At 68.7% G+C, this 20,771-nt stretch carries 20 protein-coding genes; 9 read left to right on the top strand and 11 right to left on the bottom strand.

Features of this window, described 5'->3' with window-relative positions:
- The first annotated feature begins 21 nt into the window (after positions 1-21).
- On the top strand, positions 22-639 hold the full coding sequence (locus L1787_RS22040) for a hypothetical protein (RefSeq protein ID WP_235711267.1): 618 nt from the start codon (positions 22-24) through the stop codon (positions 637-639).
- Between the two features lie 40 nt (positions 640-679).
- Complete coding sequence (locus L1787_RS22035; RefSeq protein ID WP_235711266.1) at positions 680-1,402, top strand: class I SAM-dependent methyltransferase; 723 nt, start codon at positions 680-682, stop codon at positions 1,400-1,402.
- A 10-nt stretch (positions 1,403-1,412) separates the two neighbouring features.
- On the opposite strand, the gene L1787_RS22030 is transcribed toward L1787_RS22035, so the two are convergent.
- Both L1787_RS22030 and lipA read right to left on the bottom strand, forming a co-directional pair.
- Positions 1,413-1,868, bottom strand: a complete 456-nt coding sequence (locus tag L1787_RS22030) for a type II toxin-antitoxin system RatA family toxin (RefSeq protein WP_235711265.1) — start codon at positions 1,866-1,868, stop codon at positions 1,413-1,415.
- On the bottom strand, positions 1,868-2,857 hold the full coding sequence (lipA, locus tag L1787_RS22025) for a lipoyl synthase (RefSeq protein ID WP_235711264.1): 990 nt from the start codon (positions 2,855-2,857) through the stop codon (positions 1,868-1,870). The genes L1787_RS22030 and lipA overlap by 1 nt, the downstream gene beginning before the upstream one ends.
- Positions 2,858-3,065: 208 nt before the next feature.
- Here lipA and L1787_RS22020 point away from each other — a divergent pair, with 208 nt between their 5' ends.
- Both L1787_RS22020 and galE read left to right on the top strand, forming a co-directional pair.
- Entirely contained in the window at positions 3,066-4,292 is a 1,227-nt protein-coding gene (locus tag L1787_RS22020) for a glycosyltransferase family 4 protein (RefSeq protein ID WP_235711263.1), read from the top strand.
- Between the two features lie 59 nt (positions 4,293-4,351).
- Positions 4,352-5,386: a UDP-glucose 4-epimerase GalE gene (gene galE, locus L1787_RS22015; RefSeq protein ID WP_235711262.1), complete on the top strand. Its 1,035-nt coding sequence runs from the start codon at positions 4,352-4,354 to the stop codon at positions 5,384-5,386.
- Here galE and L1787_RS22010 read toward each other — a convergent pair.
- The 4 genes from L1787_RS22010 to L1787_RS21995 are packed head-to-tail and all read right to left on the bottom strand — an operon-like array spanning position 5,314 to position 8,892.
- On the bottom strand, positions 5,314-6,033 hold the full coding sequence (locus tag L1787_RS22010; RefSeq protein WP_235711261.1) for an ABC transporter ATP-binding protein: 720 nt from the start codon (positions 6,031-6,033) through the stop codon (positions 5,314-5,316). The genes galE and L1787_RS22010 overlap by 73 nt on opposite strands.
- Positions 6,030-7,190 carry an ABC transporter permease gene (locus L1787_RS22005; RefSeq protein WP_235711260.1) on the bottom strand — a complete coding sequence of 387 codons (1,161 nt, stop codon included), beginning with the start codon at positions 7,188-7,190 and terminating at the stop codon, positions 6,030-6,032. Before L1787_RS22005 ends, L1787_RS22010 begins: the two co-directional genes overlap by 4 nt.
- Complete coding sequence (locus L1787_RS22000; protein ID WP_235711259.1) at positions 7,187-8,590, bottom strand: efflux RND transporter periplasmic adaptor subunit; 1,404 nt, start codon at positions 8,588-8,590, stop codon at positions 7,187-7,189. The genes L1787_RS22005 and L1787_RS22000 overlap by 4 nt, the downstream gene beginning before the upstream one ends.
- Positions 8,587-8,892 carry a cysteine rich repeat-containing protein gene (locus L1787_RS21995; protein WP_235711258.1) on the bottom strand — a complete coding sequence of 102 codons (306 nt, stop codon included), beginning with the start codon at positions 8,890-8,892 and terminating at the stop codon, positions 8,587-8,589. Before L1787_RS21995 ends, L1787_RS22000 begins: the two co-directional genes overlap by 4 nt.
- 580 nt (positions 8,893-9,472) lie before the next feature.
- On the opposite strand from L1787_RS21995, the gene L1787_RS21990 reads away from it, so the two are divergent.
- Both L1787_RS21990 and L1787_RS21985 read left to right on the top strand, forming a co-directional pair.
- On the top strand, positions 9,473-10,192 hold the full coding sequence (locus L1787_RS21990) for a response regulator (RefSeq protein WP_235711257.1): 720 nt from the start codon (positions 9,473-9,475) through the stop codon (positions 10,190-10,192).
- Between the two features lie 3 nt (positions 10,193-10,195).
- Positions 10,196-11,557, top strand: a complete 1,362-nt coding sequence (locus L1787_RS21985) for a sensor histidine kinase (RefSeq protein ID WP_235711256.1) — start codon at positions 10,196-10,198, stop codon at positions 11,555-11,557.
- An 18-nt stretch (positions 11,558-11,575) separates the two neighbouring features.
- On the opposite strand, the gene blaOXA is transcribed toward L1787_RS21985, so the two are convergent.
- From blaOXA to mutY, 5 genes are all read right to left on the bottom strand, one after another.
- Positions 11,576-12,385, bottom strand: a complete 810-nt coding sequence (gene blaOXA / locus L1787_RS21980; protein WP_235711255.1) for a class D beta-lactamase — start codon at positions 12,383-12,385, stop codon at positions 11,576-11,578.
- A 164-nt stretch (positions 12,386-12,549) separates the two neighbouring features.
- Entirely contained in the window at positions 12,550-13,074 is a 525-nt protein-coding gene (locus L1787_RS21975; RefSeq protein ID WP_235711254.1) for a superoxide dismutase family protein, read from the bottom strand.
- Positions 13,075-13,153: 79 nt separating this feature from the next.
- Positions 13,154-13,852 carry a metal-dependent hydrolase gene (locus tag L1787_RS21970; RefSeq protein WP_235711253.1) on the bottom strand — a complete coding sequence of 233 codons (699 nt, stop codon included), beginning with the start codon at positions 13,850-13,852 and terminating at the stop codon, positions 13,154-13,156.
- 76 nt (positions 13,853-13,928) lie between these two features.
- Entirely contained in the window at positions 13,929-14,522 is a 594-nt protein-coding gene (locus L1787_RS21965) for a YceI family protein (protein WP_235711252.1), read from the bottom strand.
- 87 nt (positions 14,523-14,609) lie between these two features.
- Positions 14,610-15,701: an A/G-specific adenine glycosylase gene (gene mutY / locus L1787_RS21960; RefSeq protein ID WP_235711251.1), complete on the bottom strand. Its 1,092-nt coding sequence runs from the start codon at positions 15,699-15,701 to the stop codon at positions 14,610-14,612.
- A 413-nt stretch (positions 15,702-16,114) separates the two neighbouring features.
- Between mutY and L1787_RS21955 the strand changes: the two genes are divergently transcribed.
- The 3 genes from L1787_RS21955 to smc are packed head-to-tail and all read left to right on the top strand — an operon-like array spanning position 16,115 to position 20,770.
- Positions 16,115-16,645 carry a DUF721 domain-containing protein gene (locus L1787_RS21955; protein WP_235711250.1) on the top strand — a complete coding sequence of 177 codons (531 nt, stop codon included), beginning with the start codon at positions 16,115-16,117 and terminating at the stop codon, positions 16,643-16,645.
- 30 nt (positions 16,646-16,675) lie between these two features.
- Positions 16,676-17,299 carry a DsbA family protein gene (locus tag L1787_RS21950; RefSeq protein WP_235711249.1) on the top strand — a complete coding sequence of 208 codons (624 nt, stop codon included), beginning with the start codon at positions 16,676-16,678 and terminating at the stop codon, positions 17,297-17,299.
- 24 nt (positions 17,300-17,323) lie between these two features.
- Positions 17,324-20,770 carry a chromosome segregation protein SMC gene (smc, locus tag L1787_RS21945; RefSeq protein ID WP_235711248.1) on the top strand — a complete coding sequence of 1,149 codons (3,447 nt, stop codon included), beginning with the start codon at positions 17,324-17,326 and terminating at the stop codon, positions 20,768-20,770.
- Position 20,771 lies beyond the last annotated feature (1 nt).

The following is a 20,771-nucleotide window of genomic DNA, read 5'->3' as shown; positions in this document are numbered from 1 at the left end:
TCGAGTGGGAGTGTGGCGGCGATGCGCGATGGTGAGCCCTTTCAATTCGGCGTCTTCATGCGGGAGGCGCCGCGATTTTTGAACGGCTGGCGCCAGGGCCCGCAAAGCGCGCAATGGGACCGGCACTATCTCGTCGCGCCGGGCACCGGAATCCGCATCATCGGCGGCGAGCGGATCGAGGTCACGCGGCGCGGTGACGGACGCCGGCACGGCCAGGGGTTCGGGACTGAGACGGTCCTCCTCAACGCCGCCTTCCCGCTCGACTGGATGGCGCTGACCTTGCTGGAGCGCCAGCTCGGCCGTCACGTTCGCAAGGGCGAGATCGACGGCGACAGCGCGCAATCGCTGGTCGACAGCCTCGCGATCGACGATCTCGTCCAGGCGAGCGTTCTGAAGCGGAGCCGCACCGCCTTTCACGGCACCATCATCGCGACCACGACGGCGCTCAGCGTTCCCGATTGGAATGCCTCGGCGATAGGGGTGATGTTCGAGGCGGCGAACCCCGATGCGTTGCGGGCACTGCTCAACGCCGTCGGCTTCGGCAACCGGCAGCACCGCGATCTCGACGACTGGCTCCGTCAGGCCTACCGGGACCGCCGGCCCGCCGTGCCGGCCGAGCGGCGCGCCCACGCCGCCTGAGACCGGCACCCCGGTCCGAGGCGAGACGGACGAGGCCGACATGAATGCGGACGAAGCGCACTGGACGAAGGCGGCAGGCGCGTGGATCGAGTGGGCGCGCAGGCCCGGCCATGACGCGTTCTGGGCCTATCGGGGCCGGCTCGCGGCCTTTGTCGGCCCCGGCTCGGGCGCGGCGCTCGAAGTGGGTTGCGGCGAAGGGCGTGTCTCGCGGCTCTTGCAGGAATTGGGGTTTCGCGTGACCGCGACGGAGCCCGTGAAGGCCCTCCTCGCCGCGGCGGAAGAGGCCGGTTCGGCGCACGATTATCGCGCGGCGCCCGCCGACGCCCTCCCCTTCGAAGACGCCAGCTTCGATCTCGTCGTCGCTTATAACGTGTTGATGGATATCGTGGATGTGCCCGCCGCGCTGCGGGAAATCCGCCGCGTCATGCGACCATCGGCGACGCTGATGATCTCGATCGTGCACCCCTTCGCCGATATCGGACATTTCGCCGATGACGCGGCGGAGGCACCGTTCGTGATCACCGAACCCTATTTCGGGCGGAAGGCGTTCGCTGGGACGGAGGCGCGCGACGGGCTCGAGATGCCCTTCTTCGGCTGGTCCCAACCCTTGGAGGCCTATGCCGCGGCATTGGAGGCGGCGGGGCTCGCCGTCACGTCGCTGCGCGAGCCCGTGCCGGAGCTCCGCTCGGACGCCGATCCGATGGCGCGGTGGACGCGGCTACCGCTCTTTTTGTGGCTGAAGGCCCGGCCCCTCGCCCGATGACGGCACGCGCTCAAGCGTAACCATAGACCTCATCGGCGCGCGCCTCGAACGCGGTGGCGAAGCGGCGGAAGGCGTGGTCGAAGATGGAGCCCATCATGGTGGCGAGCATCCGGTTCTTGAACTCGTACCGGATCGCGAAGTGCACGTCCGTCTCGCTCTCGCTGACGGGCTTGAAGCTCCAGCGGTTGTGCATTTCCTTGAACGGGCCGTCGAGATAGCTGACATCGATCACGTTGTTCGCCTTGTCGAGCACGACGCGGGAGGTGAACGATTCGCGGATCAGCTTGTAGGCGACCGTCATCTCGGCGACGAGCACTTCCCGCCCGTCGGGCAGCGTGTCGCGACGGCGGACCGTGAGGGACCGGCAGAGCGGCACGAAGCCCGGATAGGAATTCACGTCCGCCACGAGGTCGAACATGTTCTCGGCCGAGTGCTTGACGCGTCGGGTGGTCTCGAATTGAGGCATCAGGCGCGCTCTTCGGCTTTCGCGCGGGCCTCGCGAGCGGCCTTCAGGCGGGCGAAATCATCGCCGGCATGGTAGGACGAGCGCGTCAAAGGCGAGGCCGAGACCATCAGGAAGCCTTTGGCGAAGGCGATCTTCTCATATGCCGAGAAGGCCTGCGGGGTGATGTACTCTTTGACCGGATAGTGCTTGCGCGAGGGCTGCAGATACTGGCCGATCGTCAGGAAATCGACGTCGGCGCTGCGCAGGTCGTCCATCAACTGGAGGACTTCGTTCCGGATCTCACCGAGGCCGACCATGATGCCGCTCTTCGTGAAGATCGTCGGATCGAGCATCTTCACCCGGTCGAGCAGGCGGATCGAGTGGTAATAGCGCGCGCCGGGACGGACCTGGAGATAGAGCGACGGCACCGTTTCGAGATTGTGGTTGAACACGTCGGGGCGGGCATCGACCACGATTTCGAGCGCGCCGGGCTTGCGCAGGAAGTCGGGCGTCAGAACCTCGATCGTGGTGCCAAGCGAGGTTTTGCGGATGGCCTTGATCGTCTCGGCCATGTGATGGGCCCCGCCATCGGCGAGATCGTCCCGATCGACCGAGGTGACGACGACGTGCTCGAGCCCCAGCGAGGCGACCGCGTCGGCGACCTTTTGCGGCTCCGCCGCGTCGAGCGCCTGCGGCAGGCCGGTGCGCACATTGCAGAAGGCGCAGGCGCGCGTGCACGTGTCGCCCATGATCATGAAGGTGGCGTGCTTCTTCGACCAGCACTCACCGATATTGGGACAGCCCGCCTCCTCGCACACCGTGACGAGGCCTTGCGAGCGGACGATCTCCCGCGTCTCACGCCAGACGGGAGAACCGGGCGCCCGCACACGAATCCACTCCGGTTTGCGCAAAAGCGGCGTATCGGGCCGCTTCGCCTTCTCCGGATGGCGGACAGACGCCGGCTTGTCCGCTTGGGCGCGCTCGGAGGTCCGATCGACCAGTGTGACCATGGTTCTCCCCTTCTCTCGCCCCCAACATAATCGGACAGGCGCCGACATGCGAGGGCACGCTGGTCGGCCCTGCCTTGCGTTGAATGCAAGCCGGCAACCACGGACGGGCCTCGACGCGCTGCGATGATGCGGGCAAACTCGCCATAATTTCGTCGAGTTCATGTCCCGAGGCAATTTTGGCCGATTTTTTGGGCACTTCGCGCCGGCGATGCGGCGAGACGGCGCGCTGAGCCGTTCGATGCGGGTCGTCGCGGTGAATCGGTTTTATGCTCCCGACGAGTCGGCCACGGCCCAGCTTCTCGCCGATCTCTCCGAGGCACTCGCCGAGGCCGGACACGATGTCGTCGTGATCACGGCACGTTTGTCCTATTCGGCGGCCCGCGACCTTCCGGCGCACGAAGAGCGGAGAGGCGTCGCCGTCCGCCGTGTCTGGTCGACACGCTTCGGCCGCGCGCGGCTCGCCGGGCGGATGCTCGATTATCTGACCTTCTATCTCTTCGCCGTCGTCACGCTCCTCGTCACCGTCCGGCGCGGCGATATCGTCATCGCGAAGACGGATCCGCCGATGATCTCCGTCGGCGCCTGGGCCGTGGCGTGGATCCGGCGCGCCCGCCTCGTCAATTGGTGTCAGGACCTCTTTCCCGAAGTCGCGGGGGCGCTCGGGATGACGTGGGCGAACGGGATCGCGGGACGCGGGCTGACGGCCTTGCGGGATCGTTCCTTGCGGGGCGCTGCCTTCAACGCCGTGCTCAACGCGCCGATGCGGGCGCATCTCCTCGATGCCGGCGTCGCGCCGGAGCGGATCGGCGTGCTGCCGAACTGGTGCGATGCGGCGATCGCCCCCGTCGCGGCGGAGGCGAACCCGCTTCGCAAAGAATGGGCGGCCGGGGCCACCTGCGTGATCGGCTATTCCGGCAATCTCGGCCTCGCGCACATGCCGGACCGCGTCGCCGCACTCGTCGAGGCGACACGGGCGGTCGACGGTTTGCGCTGGCTCTTCGTCGGCGGCGGCGCCGGCCATGACCGGATCCGCCGGCTGGCCGAGACCAAGGCGGCGGTGACGCGCGCGCCCTATCAACCGCGCGAGCGGCTGAGCCTCAGCCTTTCGGCGCCCGATATCCATCTCGTCAGCCTCGATCCGGCGTGCGAGGGGCTGATCATGCCCTCCAAGCTCTATGGCGTTCTCGCGGCCGGGCGGCCGGTGCTGTTCCTCGGCGACCCCGACGGGTCGGTGGCGCGCGAGATCGAAACCCATGGGTTCGGCGTCGTCCTCGCAGCCGATCGGCCCGCGGAATGGGCTGCGCGTGTCGCCGAGCTCGTGGCGAATCTGCCCGATCAAGGCGCCGCGATGGCCGCAGCCGCCCGCGCCCGCCATATCCACTATGCACCCGACAGGGCGATCGCCCGGTGGACGAGCGCGCTCGAAAGCCTCTAACCTCGCATCATGTCGAGTGACAGGTGGTCCGCGTGGCTGCCCCGCCGAGGAAACCGGATATGGACTCGATCATCGTCACGGGAGGTGCCGGTTATATCGGCAGCCACGTCGCCAAGTCGCTCGCCGCGGCCGGCTACCGGCCCGTCGTCTTCGACAATCTCGCGACCGGCAATCGCTGGGCCGTCCGATGGGGACCGTTCGAGAAGGGCGACCTTCTCGACGCCGACCGGCTCGACGCGGTGTTCGCCGCGCACCGGCCGAAGGGCATCGTCCACCTCGCCGCCCTCTCCGACGTCGCGGCCTCCTTCGAGGAGACGGACGCCTATCTCGCCGTCAACGTCACCGGAACGCGCCATCTGATCGAGGCGGCGATGCGGCACGGCGCGCCGCCGATCGTCTTTTCCAGCACCTGCTCGGTCTACGGCATTCCCGATTGGCTTCCGATCCGCGAAGGCGCCCCGAAGGTTCCGATCAATCCCTATGGCGAGACGAAGCTCGCCGCCGAAGCCCTTCTCGAAGAGGCCGCGCGCGGCGGCCTTCCCTCGATCGCGCTGCGCTATTTCAATGTCGCCGGCGCCGATCCGGACGGCGAGATCGGCGAGGCGCGGCAGGTCGAGACCCACCTCATTCCGCGCCTGTTCCAGTCGGTGACCGGCGATGGCGACCCGATCCGCATCATGGGGACCGACTATCCGACGCCGGACGGCACCGCGATCCGCGACTATGTCCATGTGAGTGACCTCGCCGACGTGCACCTCGAGGCGCTCGCGCAACTGCGCCAGGGGCATGGTGGTGGGGCCTATAATTTCGGCAGCGGCAAGGGTCACTCCGTGCGCGAGGTCGTCGACGCGGTGGAACGCGTCACCGGGATGACCGTGCCCACGATCCTCGCCCCGCGACGCGCCGGCGATCCGCCCGCCCTTTATACCGACGCGGAGGCGGCACACGCCGCATTCGGCGCCGACAGCACGCGCCGCTCCGATATCGACACCATCGTCGAGACTGCCTGGCGCTGGCACCGTCAGTGGGCGGCAAGCGCCTCCGGCGCGGTTCGCCGAGACGTGGCGACGATCTTGCCGTCCGAGAACTCGTAGACGCGGTCGAAGAGATCGACCGAACGCGGATCGTGCGTCACCACCAGAATGGACGCGCCGCGGACGTCCGCGATGGTCCGAAACAACTCCATCACGTGGCGGCTGCGGACCGAATCGAGCGCGGCGGTCGGCTCGTCGGCGAGGAGGAGCGGCGGATCGTTGGCGAGGGCGCGGGCGATCGCGACGCGCTGCTGCTCGCCGCCCGAGAGGCGCGCGGGCCGGTTGTCCACCCGGTGCCCGAGCCCGAGCTCGACGAGGAGCGCCTCGGCATAGTCGTGCGCGGCGCGCTTCGGCACATCGTCGATCTTGAGCGCGAGGGCGACATTCTCGATCGCGCTCAGGAACGGAATGAGGTTCGCCTTCTGGAAGACGAAGCCGATATTGCGCCGCCGGAACGCGCGCAGCCGGTCGAGATCGGCGCCCGGACACGACACCCGCTCGCCCCGGAAGAACACCTCCCCCTCCGTCGGCGGCTCGAGGAGCCCGGCAATCAGGAGCATCGTGCTCTTGCCGGAGCCGGACGCGCCCATGATGCCGATGAGTTCGCCCGGCCGGGCCTCGATCGTCACCCCGTCGAGGGCGCGCACGGTGGTGTCGCCGCTCTGATAGTGCTTGCGCGCATTCTCGACATGGATCGTCGCGCTCATGCGAGCACCTCCTGGGCGCGGACCCGCATCGCCCGGGATATCCCGATGAGGCTCGCGCACGCGGCAATCACCGCGACGGCGATGAACAGATAGGTGATGTCGTCCGGCGCCATCACCACACGGCGCGGAAAGAGCGGAAAGATCAGCTTTGCGAGCCCGATCCCGACGCCGAAGGCGAGAAAGGAGATCGCCGCCGATTGTTGCGCGATCATCCCGGTGATGAGGCTGTTGCGCGCCCCCATCAGCTTCAGCATCGCGATCTGGTGGAGCTTTTCGAGCGTCATCATGTAGATGATCAGGGAGATCACGATCGTCATCACGATCAACAGGACGCCGGTGAAGGCGAGGATCTGCACCCGCAACCGCCACAGGCGCTGATTGAGAAGAAGGTCGCGCTGGTCCGCCCGGCTCATGACGTTGACGTCGCCCCATGCGGCGATCGAGGCGCGCACCGCGGCGATATCGGCCGCCGGATCGACGGTGGCGAGCACCGCGGCGACCTTGTTCGCGGCCGGTGAGAGCGCCGCCTCCGGCCCCGCATCGTCCATCACCGCGCGCGTCAGGAGCACCTCTTCGCTCGACCGGCGCTGAGCGATCTCCATCGCGTCGTTGATCGTCACGAAGAGGATGCCGTCGCCCGACAGGTCCACCATCTGCCGGGTGATGCCGACGATCGTATAGTCGTCATGGTTGAGGCGGACGACATCGCCGAGCGCGAGGCCGATCGTCTCGTCGGCGATCGCCTCGAAATGACCGGTCGCGATCGATCGGCCGGCCACGAGGTCGATCCAGTTCCCCTCATCCTTCGGATAGTCGAGCCCGACGATCGCGGCGCGCATCTGCCCCACCCCATCCGGCGCATCGAATTGCTGGCTGACCTGGAGGAAACGCCGGGCACTCGTCACGCCCGCGACGCCCGCGACACGCTGGTCGAGGTCGGCGCGCACCGAGGAGCCTTCCGAGAACGGCCCTTGCCGCCCGCCTTGGACGATCCACAGATCGGCCCCGACCTTCTCGACGAGGAGCATCGCGTCGTCGACGATGCCGCGATAGATGCCCACCATGCCGATCGATGCGGTGATGAGGAAGCCGACACCCAGGACCGTCAGGATGAACCGGGTCGGGCTGAAGGCGATATCCTTCAGCGCGAGGCTCATGACGATGCGCTCGGCGGCTGGATCCGCATCCCCTCGAAGAGACGCGCCCGCTTGAGCACCGTTTCGCCCGGATGAAGGCCGGAGATGACTTCGACCCGTCCGTCGCCGACCGCGCCGAGCGTTACCGGCTGCCAGTGGGCGCGGCCGCCCTCGGCGACCCAGACCCCCGCCTGACCATCGCGGCGCGTCAGCGTCTCGGTCGGCGCGGCGAGGACGCCGGGTTTCGTCGCCACGGTCACGACGACGCGCCCGCGCTGGCCGATCGCCCAGTTGGGCGGCAGCGTGTCGGGGCGGATATCGGCGCTGAATTCGCGCGTTTCGTTGTCCACCTTGCGGCCGAGGCGCAAGACATGGCCGGCGATCGGCGTACCGGGACGGGACGGGAAGACGAGCGAAGCCGATTGGCCGGGTTCGATCGAGGCGATCGCGCTTTCGTCGAAGCGTGCGCTCATCACGATCGAACCCGGGTCCACGATGGTGACAATCGGGGCGCCCGCGCTCACCACGTCGCCGAGATTGCGGGCGCGGGAGACGACGACACCGGGGATCGGGGCGCGCACCACCGCGTCGTCGAGATAGGTCTGCTGAAGGTCGGCCTGCGAGATCGCGGCGCGATGCTCCGCCTCGGCCCGCGCGACGGCGGCCTTGGCGGCGGTGAGATCGGCGGTCGCCTGGCGCAGCGTCGCAAGGCCCGCATCGTAGGAGGCCTGTGTGACGGTGCCGCTCGCGACGAGCTTTTGCAGCCGGTCGTGGCTCTCCTGCGCGTTCTGAAGCGCGGCCTCGGCGCGGGTCTGCTGGGCTTTCGCCTCGTCGACGCCACGATCGGCCGATTCGACGCTCGCCTGCGCCGCCGCGACCTGACGCTCCAGATCGTCGGACTTGATGACCGCGATCACGTCGCCGGCCTTCACCACGTCGTTGCGGTCGACGGGCAGTCGGATGATCCGGCCGGCGCTCGTCGCCGCGACATCGGTCTGATTGATCGCGTCGAGCGTCGCCGGGCCGGACAGCTCCACGGCCAGCATACCGGGCAGGATCGGATAATGTTCTGCGGTGCGCGGCAAGCCGTAGCGCACCCCGGCGACCGCTCCCCCGACGAGCAACAGGACAACGAGGAGTGCACCGAGGGTGCGTTTCGGCCGCCGGGGGCGCGATGGCGGGCGTCCCGCCATCAGACCGGCACCGGGTCGCGATTCGGCGGGCCGGTCCGCCTCACCGATGCGCCGGGTGACTGGGGTGGGGCCTGCGGGCGTCGTCTCCCGCGCCTCGGTCAGGAGGCGCAACGACGCCTCGCCGCCCCCTCGGCCGGTCGGTGTCGCGAGGGATGATGCGGTCACGCCATCGCCGGCCAACGGCGCGCGAAGCTGACCGAAGGGGGTCGCATGACCGCGATCGTTCATTTGTTGATCACCTCGCCGAGCGTCGTCTTGCAGCCGTCGGACAGCTTTTGATAATTTTCCTTCATGCAGTTCGCGATGCGGCCGCCGCCCGGCTTGATGCCGGGGCAATAGCGATCGAGATCGGTGCGGCAGGCGCGATAGATCTGCATCCCCTCGGCCATCGAGATGTCGGGCTCATTCTGGTTCGACTGGGCAAGGACCGGAGTCGCCAACAAGGCGAGGCCGAAGACGGCCGCGGCGAGCGTGGCCGCGACGGCGCCGGCGGCGCGCGATCTCGTTCCTTCGTGAACTGTCGGTGTCATCGGGTTTCCTTCACGCTGGGATGGGTCGGAAGACGGCGGCGACGCCCGGACGGGCGACGGCCATCGCGCCACGGCGCGCCGCTCCGCAATGGAACACGGCGCGACCGCCACACGGAGACTAGCGCGCGGCCGCGCGCCGTCGCTCCCTTCACCTCATAATGCAGCGAGTTGCCCCACCGGATTGCCGAAGGTGCCGGCCACAGCATCGGGGAATGCGTCGGCCGTCCATCATCCGCTCGCTCTGCCCTCGGTGCGGTTCGAGACGAGGTGGCTCTTCACCCCGAACCGCCATGACGGCCGCCCACCCTTCCCGCTTCTCAGCGGGGATTCGATCTGCCGCGCGAGGGGCATCGACCGGGTGGAACGGCATCCGAAACCGCGATCCGCAACTTCGTCATACGATCCACCCAGACCACGCATTCGGCGTGTCCCTTACGCGATGAGCCTATATTGGGGGGGCAATGTCGAAGCTGTATGATCGGGATGCATCGTTTCGTCGAGCTTTGTCACTGCCACGTAACAGTTTGTAAAAACGCGGCGGGGGCGCTGTCCCGGCGCGCGCGGCATGGCACAAGGCATCATGAACACACCCGCTCCCACGGTGCTGATCGTCGAGGATGACGCCGATATTCGCCGTCTGGTCGGCGATCTGTTGCGCCAGGACGCCTATGCGGTCGAGACGGCCGAGGATGCGACCGCGATGGACGACGTCCTCGCCCGCGTCCATCCCGACCTCATCATCCTCGACCAGATGCTGCCGGGGGAGGACGGCCTTGCCATCTGCCGCAGGATCCGCACGCGCGACAGCGTGCCGATCCTGATGTTGACGGCGAAGAGCGACGAGATCGACCGGGTGCTCGGCCTCGAAATGGGCGCGGACGACTATGTCGTGAAGCCGTTCGGCCCGCGCGAACTCCTTGCCCGCGTCCGTGCTTTGCTGCGCCGCGCGAACGGTCCGCAGGCGCTCGCCGCCGCCTCCCGCCGCTATGCGTTCGATCGCTTCGTCGTCGATCTCGACGCCCGCTCGCTCGCCACGCTCGACGGTGAGGCGGTGTCCCTGACGACGGCGGAGTTCGATCTCCTCTCCTGCCTCGTCCAGCAGCCGCGCCGCGTCCTGACGCGCGATCAGATCCTCGACCGCATCCGCGGCCGCAGCGCCGAGCCGTTCGACCGCACGGTCGATATGCTCGTCTCGCGCCTCAGAAAGAAGCTCGACACGGCCTCGCCCGGCGCCAATCTCGTCACCACCGTACGCAACAACGGCTATCTCTTCACCGCGACGGTCAAGCCGGTGACCTAGGCGATGCAGCTCAGCCTCGGCACGCGCATCACGCTCATCATCATCGCGGCCCTCATCGTGGGCTGGCTGATCGTCCTCGGCCTCACCTACCAATGGCATCGCCCGCTCGACGATCCGACGACGCCGAGCCCGCAGCGTCTCGCCTCGATCGTCGAACTGTTGGAGACGACGCAAGGCGAAGAGCGCGCGCGGATCGTCGAGGCGCTCTCCTCCGACCTCCTTCAGATCCGAATCGAACGCCGCACCGAGGCCAACCAGCTCACGGCCCGCCACGCCGCCGACCCGACGCTCGAGAAGCTCTATGCCGACGCGCTCGCGGGCCGCGATTTCGCCGTGTCGGCGCAGCATCCGGGCCTGACGGCCCAGGAGCGGCGGTTTCCCGTGCGCCGCGTCGTCGCGACGCGCACCGGCTTCGAGTTTCGCATCGACCTCGCGACGGGGGAGACGCTCATCATGAACACGGCGAATCCGACGCTCGTCAATGCGATCGGGCTTCCGGTCGGCTTCGGGGCGGGTCTCATCGGCACGCTGATCGCGCTGATCGCGCTCATCGTCCTCAACCGCGAGATGGTGCCGCTCCGACGCCTCGCGAGCGCGGCCGACGCGATCGACCTCACCGGTCAGCCGACCGCCTTTCCCGAATCGCGGTCGAGCGCGCCGGAGATCCAGACGCTCGTGATCGCCTTCAACCGGCTCCAGATCCGCCTCGCGCAGCTTCTGCGCGCCCGTATGGCGATGATCGGCGGCATCTCGCACGATGTGCGCACCTTCGCGACGCGGCTGCGCCTGCGCCTCGACACGCTGCCCGACGGCCCGGAAAAGGAGCGGGCGATCAACGACGTCACCGACATGGTCCGCCTTCTCGACGACGCGCTTCTCGCCTCCCGTGCCGGGGCGGGCGAGCTCGCCGAGGAGCTGCTGCCGTTCGACGAGATCATCGAGGCCGAGGTGGAGGACCGCCGGGAGACGGGGGCGCCGGTCGATCTCATCGTCTCCCCCGCGGCAACGGGCGCCACGATCCTCGGTGACCGGATCGCCATCCGCCGCGTCGCCTCGAACCTCGTCGACAATGCGTTGAAATATGGCAACGTCGCCCATGTGGGGATCGGTCTCGCCGGCGACCGGCTGGTGCTCGCGGTCGACGACGAGGGCGCCGGCATCCCCGAAGAGATGCGCGATATCCTCCTCGAACCGTTCGTGCGGCTCGAAACCTCACGCAGCCGGATGACCGGCGGCGCCGGCCTCGGCCTTGCGATCGTCCAAAGCCTCCTCAAGGCGCATGGCGGCACGCTCGATATCGGTGAAGCCCCCGGCGGCGGAGCGCGCTTCATCGCCACCCTCCCCCGCTTCGAGATCGACGCCTAAGGGTGGCCGCCGCTCGCGCTAGGGTGCAAGATCCGTCGCAAGTCGCGCCGGAAGCGCCTCGAGAAAGGCCGCCCGCGCCCGCTTGCCGGGAGACCCCGACACGTTCCCCTCGTCCTTGATCAGCTTGGCGAAGACGAGAACGCGCCCATCCCCCTCGGCCCAGCCGACGAACCAACCCCACCCATAGCCCCGCATCCAGCGCCCGTCGGGCCCCTTCGGCATCGCCGCGCCGGTTTTTCCGTGGACGATCCAGCCATCGGCGAGCTGCGCCGCCTCGACGATCTCCATCGTGTGGGCACGCGCCGAAGCGCTCACCGGCAACGTTCCGTCGACGAGGGCTTGCAGGAAGACGACCTGCTCGCGCGGGGAGATTTGCAGCGAGGAGCTGATCCACGCCCGGTCGAGCCCGTTGCCCTCCCCCGGATCGCCCGCCATGTCGGCGTTGCCGAAGCCGAACGCGTCCAGATAGGCCTCGATCCGCTCGGCTCCGAGCTGCGGGGTGATCTCCTGGGAGAACCAGACGACCGAGTATTTCATCCACCGCGCCGGATCGGTCGGCTGCTTCCAAGCCTCGCCGCCCCAGGTGAGATATCCCTCGCGGAACGGAAGGACCGGCGCGTGGGCATCGCTCAGAATGCCCGCATCATAGCCCATCAAAGCGAGCGGGATCTTGAAGGTGGAGGCCGGCGTCACGCGCGAGGCACAGTCGCCCTCCTCGACGAGGATCCGCCCGTCCGAGGCGTCCGCCACGATGGTGCAGACATCCGCCGCGTATCCGGTCGATCCGAGCGTGACGGCGAGGCCGGCTGCGAGAAGCCAGGTCTTCATGTGCGTTTCTCCTCAGCGCGCCGCCAGCTAGTCACGCATCGGTTCATCCGCTTTTACCGAAACCCGTCGATTCATCCGCATCCCGGTTCGCCGCGCGGGTCTGAGGGCACGAAAAAGGCCCGACCGAACGGCCGGGCCTTTTCTTGAGGGCCGTTGCGCCCCTGTTATTTCAAAACGCCGCAGGCGACGCGCGAGCCGGCGTCACCGGACGGTTGGCTCTGATAATCGTCGGCGCCGGAATGGACCATGATCGCCGAGCCGTCCGCGTCGTCGAGCGGGTTCGTCTCGCCGCCGATGCTCACCCGATCGGTGAAGATCTCGGTGACCAGCGTCCCGTCGCCGCCGACTTCGACATTGGGCAGATCACCCGCATGGGGCCCGCCTTCGGTGAGCACGCCATGCTCCATCCCGCCGCTATAATGGCCGCCGGCGGATTCGAACCCGCCCTCGGCATCGCACTCGCCCGTCTCATGGATATGGAAGCCGTGCACGCCGGGTTCGAGGCCGGAGATGTCGGCCTTGATGACGACGAAGCCCGACGGGGTCTGCATGAACGATACGGTGCCGACCGACGCGCCGGACGTGTCGATCACGTCGGCCATCATGGTCGGCATCCCGTCCTGAGCACTCGCCGCGGCGGTCGCCGCAAGGAACATCGCGGCGGCGCTCGTTCGTAGGATCTTGCGCATGGTGGGCTCCTTCTTTGTCGCTCGGAAGGAACGCCCGCCGAACCGCAAACGTTGCGGCCCGGCGCGCCTTGTCGCGGGATCAGACGTCGAAGGGAACGCCGATCTCGGGCACGGTCACCTTCGCGGCGTCGGAGCCCATCTCGGCGAGGAACTTGTCCGCCGTCTGGTCGAGGATCGGGAACGTGCCGTAGTGGCAGGGCACGATCGTCTCGAACTGGAAATAGCGCTTGCAGGCGAGCGCCGCCTGCTTGGCGCCCATCGTGAAGCGATCGCCGATCGGCACGAGGCCCACCGCGGGCGAATAGAGCTCGTTCACGAGCGCCATGTCGCCGAAAATCCCGGTATCGCCCATCGCATAGACCGTCTTGTCGGCCTTCGGGGTGATCACGAGGCCGAGCGGGTTGCCGAGATAGACGAAATCGCCGCCGCCCATCGAAGAAGACGAATGAAGCGCGTTCACGAAGGAGACCGTGAACTCGCCGCAATCGAGCGTGCCGCCGTGATTGCCGGGGTTCACATTCTCGTGGCCCTGGCGAGCGAAGAAGGTGCAAACCTCCGCAGAGCTGACGAGCTGGGCGCCGGTCTTGCCGAGAATCGCGCTGGTGTCGCCGAGATGGTCGTCATGCCCGTGGGTGAGGAGGAGATGGCTGATGCCCTGCGCCGGCTCCTCCCAGCCGCCGTCCCATTTGGGACTGTCGGTCAAGAACGGGTCGATGAGCAGCGACGTCGAACCGAAATCGAGGCGAAATGCCGAATGTCCGTACCATGTGAGCCGCATCGTTCGCGTCCTCCTCGTCGTTCGTTTCTGTAGGGAAGTCACCCGCACTTACGCCGCGTGCGGGTGACCGCGCAAGCTACTGGCGGATCGCCTCGAGTTCGAGGACGATCGGCACCTCGTCGCCGACGAGGCCGTTATCGATCGCGTAGGTCATGCCCCACTCGCTCCGCTTCAGCGTCGTCTTCGCCGTGATACCGATGACGTAATTCGGCCCGAACGGATATTCGCCGATCTTGTTGAGCGTCACGTCGAGCGTCACCGGCTTCGTGACGCCGCGCAGCGTGAGGTCGCCCATCACCTTGCCCTCTGTGTCGCTCTCGGCCTCGGCATCGGTCATCACGAAGGTGATCTCAGGATGCTCCTCGGCCGAAACGAAATCCGCCCCGCGAATATGCTCGTCGCGATCCTCCAGCCCGGTGAAGGCGCTGCTCGCGTCGATCGTGACCGTGAGATCGGAGAGTTCGCGGCTCTCTTCGTCGAAGGTGAAGCTGCCTTCGCCTTTGACGAAGAGGCCCCAGACATTGCCGTAGCCGATATGGTCCGCGTTGAAGACGATCGCGAAATGGGTCGGATCGATCTCATAGTCGCGCGGTTCGGCGAAGGCCGGCGCCACGGATGCGGACGAGACGAATGCGGCGGCGAGCGCGATACGGGATAGGCGAACGTTCATTGAATTACCTCTCGGGTCAAACGGCCTCGCGAAGACATGTTGCGCCGCAACCAATGCGCAACCGCCTTGCGACCGTTCGGTCCCGCGTCATCCTGTCCGCGATCGGTCGGCGAGTGCGCGGACGACGACCTTTTTCATCAGCGTCGGCAGGCCCGCCTCCTCGGGCGTCAGCCAGAGCGCGCCTTCCGGCGGACGCCGCGCCGCCTCCACCTCGGCGGCGAAGACGTCGAGATTGAGCTCGGCATGGGTAAAGCCGTGGCTGATCGCCCCTTTCGCCCGCCACTCGGCTGCGAAGGGGGCATGATCGAGCGGCGTCTCCGGCAGCGCGCCCCAGGGCGAGCCGTAGACCTCCAGCATTCCGCCGAGGAGGCCCTTGGGCGGCCGGCGCCGCAGGAGCACCGCCCCGTCCGGCCGCACCGCGACGAACGAGACGCCATGCCAGATCTTGCGCGCCTTCTTGGCGACCTTGACCGGAAAGTCGGTCGGGGTTCCGAGCGCACGCGCCCGGCAGGCCGGCGCGACCGGGCAGAGGGCGCAGACGGGGTTCTTCGGCGTGCAGATCGTCGCGCCGAGGTCCATCATCGCCTGCGCGAAATCGCCCGGACGCGTCGCCGGCAGCATCGCCTCCACCGCCGCGGTGACGACCGCCTTGGCGCTCTTGGGCGGAACGTCGAGCGCGAGAAGCCGCGCGATCACCCGCTCGACATTGCCGTCGACCACCGCGACCCGCTCGCCGAACGCGATCGAGGCGATCGCGCCGGAGGTGTATTCGCCGACGCCGGGGAGCGCCCGCAATCCGTCCCGCGTCTGCGGAAAGGCCCCGCCAGCGGCGGCGACGGCGCGCGCGCAGGCGAGAAGATTGCGCGCACGGGCATAGTAGCCGAGCCCCGCCCAGGCCGACATCACCTCCTCGTCCCGCGCGGCGGCGAGATCGGCGACCGTCGGCCAGCGGGTCGTGAATCGCGCGAAATAAGGGATGACGGCCGCGACCGTCGTCTGTTGCAGCATCACTTCCGAAAGCCACACACGATAGGGTTCGGCCGTGCCGTCGGGTCCGCGCCAGGGAAGACGGCGCGCGTGCCGGTCGTACCAGGCGAGCAGCGCCTCGCCCTCGGCAGCGCCGGGGGCGTCGGTGTTCGCGGACGCGGCGCGCGCCGGGTTCGGGGGTGTTGAGGCCATGGGCGCGAAATCCAGGGGCGCGGGATCCACAGGCGCGGGGCTTTTCCGCTTCCGGTCGCCGGACGCCGGTGTGGAGCGCGCCGGCCGGGCGGCGGCGTTCGTCGGCGGGGCCACGCTCTCGGCGGGTATGGCGGGGGCGGCCTTCGCGGGCGTTGCGATCGTCGCCGCCTTGGCGGCGCGCCGGGCGCTCCGTGCCTTGGCGGCCGTTCCCGAGGGGCGTGCGGCGCCATTGGCGCGTGGTCGTCGCGTCATGAGATTGGGGTCCGGAACACCCGAGAAAGGGTGATCGCGCTCCGATGCGCCGCGCAAGTCCAAGCCGCGGCGAAGTCCGTGTCATCCCCGCTCTTGTGCACCATTCGCCCTCCCACCGATCCCCCATTGAAACGCGCGCCCGAGTGGCGGAGGAATGGGCCATGTCGACGATCAAGCGCAACAAAGGTGCCCGTCCCCTCGCCGAGCTGATCGGCGATCTCGTCACGCCCGCCTGTCGGCGGCGCGGCGTCGCCAACATCGCGCTCATGCTGGAGCCCGCCGACATTTTCGGCGAGCGCTTCGCGAAGGCCGCCGTTATCGAGCGGATCGTCTGGCCGAAGGGCTCGCGCATCGATTCGGCGACGGGCGCGACGCTCATCGTGCGGGCCGACGCCTCGACCGCCCTCGCGCTCCAGCACCTCTCGCCTCAGATCATCGAGCGGGTGAACATCCTCATCGGCTGGCCGGCGATCGCCCGCCTTCGCCTCACCCAAACGCGCGGCCGCGCCGTCCCCCCGCCGCGCCATCTCGCGCCGATCGCGCCGGCCCCGCCGCCCCCCGATCCGGAGCGCGCCGCCGCCATCGCGGAGGGGCTGACGGACATAACCCACCAAAATTTGAAGGCCGCATTGTCGCGATTGGGCGCCAGCATCGAGCGGCGCGGTTCAACTTCTGCCCGTAAGCGGCCATAAGAGGGGAACTGACCAGCGAGGTTTTTAGTGATGCTGACCCGTCGAACGTTCGCCGCCATGACCGTGGCGCTCGCCCTGCCGCTTGCCGGCCTGAGCCTTCCCGCTTTCGCGCAATCGGCCGACACCGCCGCCGCCGAGCCGCTGCCCGACGTCGTCCTCGGCGACCCGAACGCGCCCGTCACGATCGTCGAATACGCCTCGATGACGTGCCCGCATTGCGCGAACTTCCACAAGACCACGTTTCAGGAGCTCAAGAAGGAGTACATCGACACCGGCAAGGTGAAGTTCGTGCTCCGCGAGTTCCCGTTCGATCCCCTGGCCGCGGCCGTCTTCATGATCGCCCGCTGCTCGGACGACAAATATTACGACGTCGTCGACCTCTTCTTCGAGACGCAGGGCGAATGGGCCGTCCGCGAAGGCGCGCTCGCCAAGATCCGCGGCCTCGCCCGCCAGACCGGCATGACCGATTCCGCGTTCGAAGCATGCTTAACGGATCAGAAACTTCTCGACGGCATCAATGCGGTGAAGGATCGCGGTTATAGCGAATTCAACGTGACCGGAACGCCGACGATCCTGATCGATGGCGAGAAGCTGGAAGGCGCGCGTACCATGAACGCTTTCCGTGAAATCATCGATCCGAAGCTCGACACGTAAGGCGAATCAGTATGAGGCGGAGCGATGAAATTCGACAAGCTCCGCCTGACTGGGTTCAAATCGTTTGTTGAACAAACCGACGTTCTGATCGAACCGGGGCTGACGGGCGTCGTCGGCCCCAACGGGTGCGGCAAGTCCAATCTCGTCGAAGCGCTTCGCTGGGTGATGGGCGAAGCGTCATACAAGTCCGTCCGCGGCTCCTCGATGGACGACGTGATCTTCGCCGGCACCGGACGCCGCGCGACCCGTGACACGGCGGAAGTCACCCTCTTTCTCGACAATAAGGATCGCTCGGCCCCGGCCGAGATGAACCATGCCGACGAGCTCGAAGTCACGCGCCGCATCAGCCGCGGCATCGGGTCGGACTATCGGGTCAACGGCAAGGTCGTGCGCGCGCGCGACGTACAGCTCCTCTTCGCGGACGCCGCCACCGGCTCGCGTTCGCCCTCGATGGTGCGTCAGGGCCAGGTCGCCGAGCTGATCGCCGCGAAGCCGACCGACCGGCGCAACATCCTCGAAGAGGCCGCCGGCATCTCGGGCCTGCGCGCGCGCAAGCACGAGGCGTCGCTGAAGCTCAACGCCGCCGAGCAGAATCTGTCCCGCGTCGACGACGTGTCGGCCGAGGTCGATCGGCAGATGGAGACGCTGAAGCGTCAGGCCCGCCAGGCGAGCCGCTATCGCAACGTCTCCGCCGAGATCCGCACGCTGGAGGCCACGGTCCACCATCTGCGCTGGATCGAGGCGCGCGGCGCCGTTCGCGACGGCGAGGCCGCACTCGAGGCCGCTCGCGCCGCGCAGAAGGAGGCCGCCGAGCGCCAGGCGCGCACCGCGACCGACGAGGCCGCCGCCCAGCACGCCCTCCCGCCTTTGCGCGAGGCCGAGGCCGCCGCCGCGCAAAAGCGCCAGGAGATCGCCGCCGCGATCGCCGCCCTCGACGCCAAGGACAAGCAGCTCGCCGAGAAGCTCGCCGCGCTGAAAGCGCAATGCGCCTCGCTCGAAAAAGACCTCGCCCGTCAGGACGGCGCGAAGGCCGACGCCGCGAGCGCCGTCGACCGCCTGACCCGCGAAGAGGCCGAGCTGACGCGCGCCAATGACGGCGCCGACGCGCGCATCGCCGAGCTCCAGACGGCCGCCGAAGCCGCCCAGACCGCCGCCGACGCGGCCGACCGCGCCGCCTCCGAGGCGACCGAGAAGGCCGCGACCGTCCTCGCCGCCCGCGCCTCCGCCGAGGCGCAGCTCTCCCGCGCCGTCTCCGAGGCCGACAAGGCGGCGAACGAGGTGCGACGCCTGACCGCCCTTCTCGAAGAGGCCCGGCGCAACGACGCGATGCGCCGACGCGAGGCGGCCGCCGCCGCCCTCGCCGAGGCCGAGACCGCCGAGACCGCCGCCGGCGACGCGCTCGGCGCGGCCGAAACCGCCCTCCCCGCCCTCAAGGAGGCCGACGCCACCGCCCGCGAGGCGCTTCAGAAGATCCGCACCGCGATCTCGGAGCGCGAGACCGAGGCGAAGGCGCTCGCCCGTCTCACCGCGACGCTCGCCAAGAGCGGCGACGCGATCCTCGAGGCCTGCACGGTCGGCGAAGGGTATGAGCAAGCCTTCGCCGCCGCCCTCGGGGACGATCTCCAGGCCCCGGTGAGCGCCGACGCGCCGCGCCGCTGGAGCGTGAACGCCGGCACCGATCTCGACCTTCCGGCCGGCGCGGAGCCCTTGTCGGCGCATGTCAGCGCGCCGGAAGCGCTCGCCCGCCGCCTCGCGCAGGTCGGCGTCGTCTCGGAGGCGGACGGGCCGCGCCTGCAGCCGCTCTTGTCGGCCGGGCAACGGCTCGTCACCCGCGCCGGGGCTCTGTGGCGCTGGGACGGCTATGCCATGAATGCCGGCGCGCCGAGCGCTGCCGCCGAGCGCCTCGCCCAGAAGAACCGTCTCGCCGCGCTGGAGGCGGAGCTTGCCGAGCTCACGCCGCGCCGCGAGGCCGCCGACCGCGACGCCGAGACCGCACGCAGCGCGCTGAAGGCCGCGACCGACAAGGAGGCCGCCGCCCGTCAAGCGCTGACGGCGGCGCGTCGTGCGGCCGGCGAGGCGCGCAATCGCCTCTCCGCCGCCGATTCCAAAGCGCGCGAGGCCGAAGCCGCCGAAACCCGCCTCGCCGCCTCCCTCGACGCCGCGCGATCGCACGCCGAGACGGCCGCGACCGCCCGCGCCGAAGCGCAGACTGCCCGTGACGCCGCATCCACCGGCGAAGCCGAGGCCAAGGAGCGCGACCGGCTGCGCGAGGCCGCCGGCGCCGCCCGCCGCCGCGCCAACGACACCGTCAACGCCGCCGAGGCCGAGCGCCGCGCCGTCTATGGCCGCTCCCGCCGGCTTGAACGGCTCGCCGCCGAGCTGAAGGACTGGCAAGGCCGCCTCACCGGCGCCGACGGCCATCGCGAGGAACTCGCCGGCCGGCTGAAGACCGCCCGCGCCGAGCGCGACGCCCTTGCCGACGCGCCGGACGAGACCATCCTCGAACGCCGCCGCCTCAACACCGCCGAGGCCGACGCCGCCGCCAAGGACAAAGCCGCGCGCGAGGCCCGCGCCGCCGCCGAGGCCGCCGAGCGCGCCGCCGTCGAGGCCGCCCGCAAGGCGCTCGAAAACCTCTCGACCACGCGCGAGAACACCGGCCGCGCCGAAGAGCGTCTCAATGCCGCCCGCGCGCGCATCGAAGAGGTCGAGGCCGCGCTCACCGAAACGCTCGACTGCGCGCCGCAAGCCGCCGCGCGTCTCGCCGGGCTCGAAGCCGGTGCCCCGCTTCCCGACCGCGCCGCCTCCGAGCAGCGCCTCGAAAAGCTGAAGGGCGAGCGCGAGCGCCTCGGCGGGGTCAATCTGTGCGCCGAGGACGAACTCAAGGAGATCGAGGACCGGCGCGGCACGATGCTCGCCGAGCGCGACGATCTCCTCGCCGCGATCGACAAGCTGCGCCAGGGGATCAAGGAATTGAACCGGGAGGCGCGCGAGCGGCTGGTCGCGTCCTTCGACAAGGTCAACTCCGAGTTCCAGCGCCTCTTCACCCACCTGTTCGGTGGCGGCGAAGCCTCGCTGCAACTGACCGAGGCGGAAGACCCGCTCGATGCCGGCCTCGACATCATCGCCCGCCCGCCGGGCAAGAAGCCGCAAGTCCTCTCGCTCCTGTCGGGCGGCGAGCAGACGCTGACGGCCACCGCGCTGATCTTCGCCGTCTTCCTCACAAATCCCGCCCCGATCTGCGTCCTCGACGAGATCGACGCCCCGCTCGACGATGCCAATGTCGAGCGGTTCTGTGCCCTTCTCGAAGAGATGACGCGGCTCACCGAGACGCGCTTCCTCATCATCACCCACAACCCGATCACCATGGCGCGGATGCACCGCCTCTATGGTGTGACAATGGTGGAGAAGGGCGTGAGCCAGCTCGTCTCCGTCACGCTCGAGGCGGCGGAAGAGCTGCGCGAGACGGCGTAGC

Origin of the sequence: Acuticoccus kalidii, assembly GCF_021556395.1 — a bacterium.
GTDB lineage: Bacteria > Pseudomonadota > Alphaproteobacteria > Rhizobiales > Amorphaceae > Acuticoccus > Acuticoccus kalidii.
Note: the sequence above shows the minus strand (reverse complement) of the source record. Positions and strands in the feature narration are given on the sequence as shown.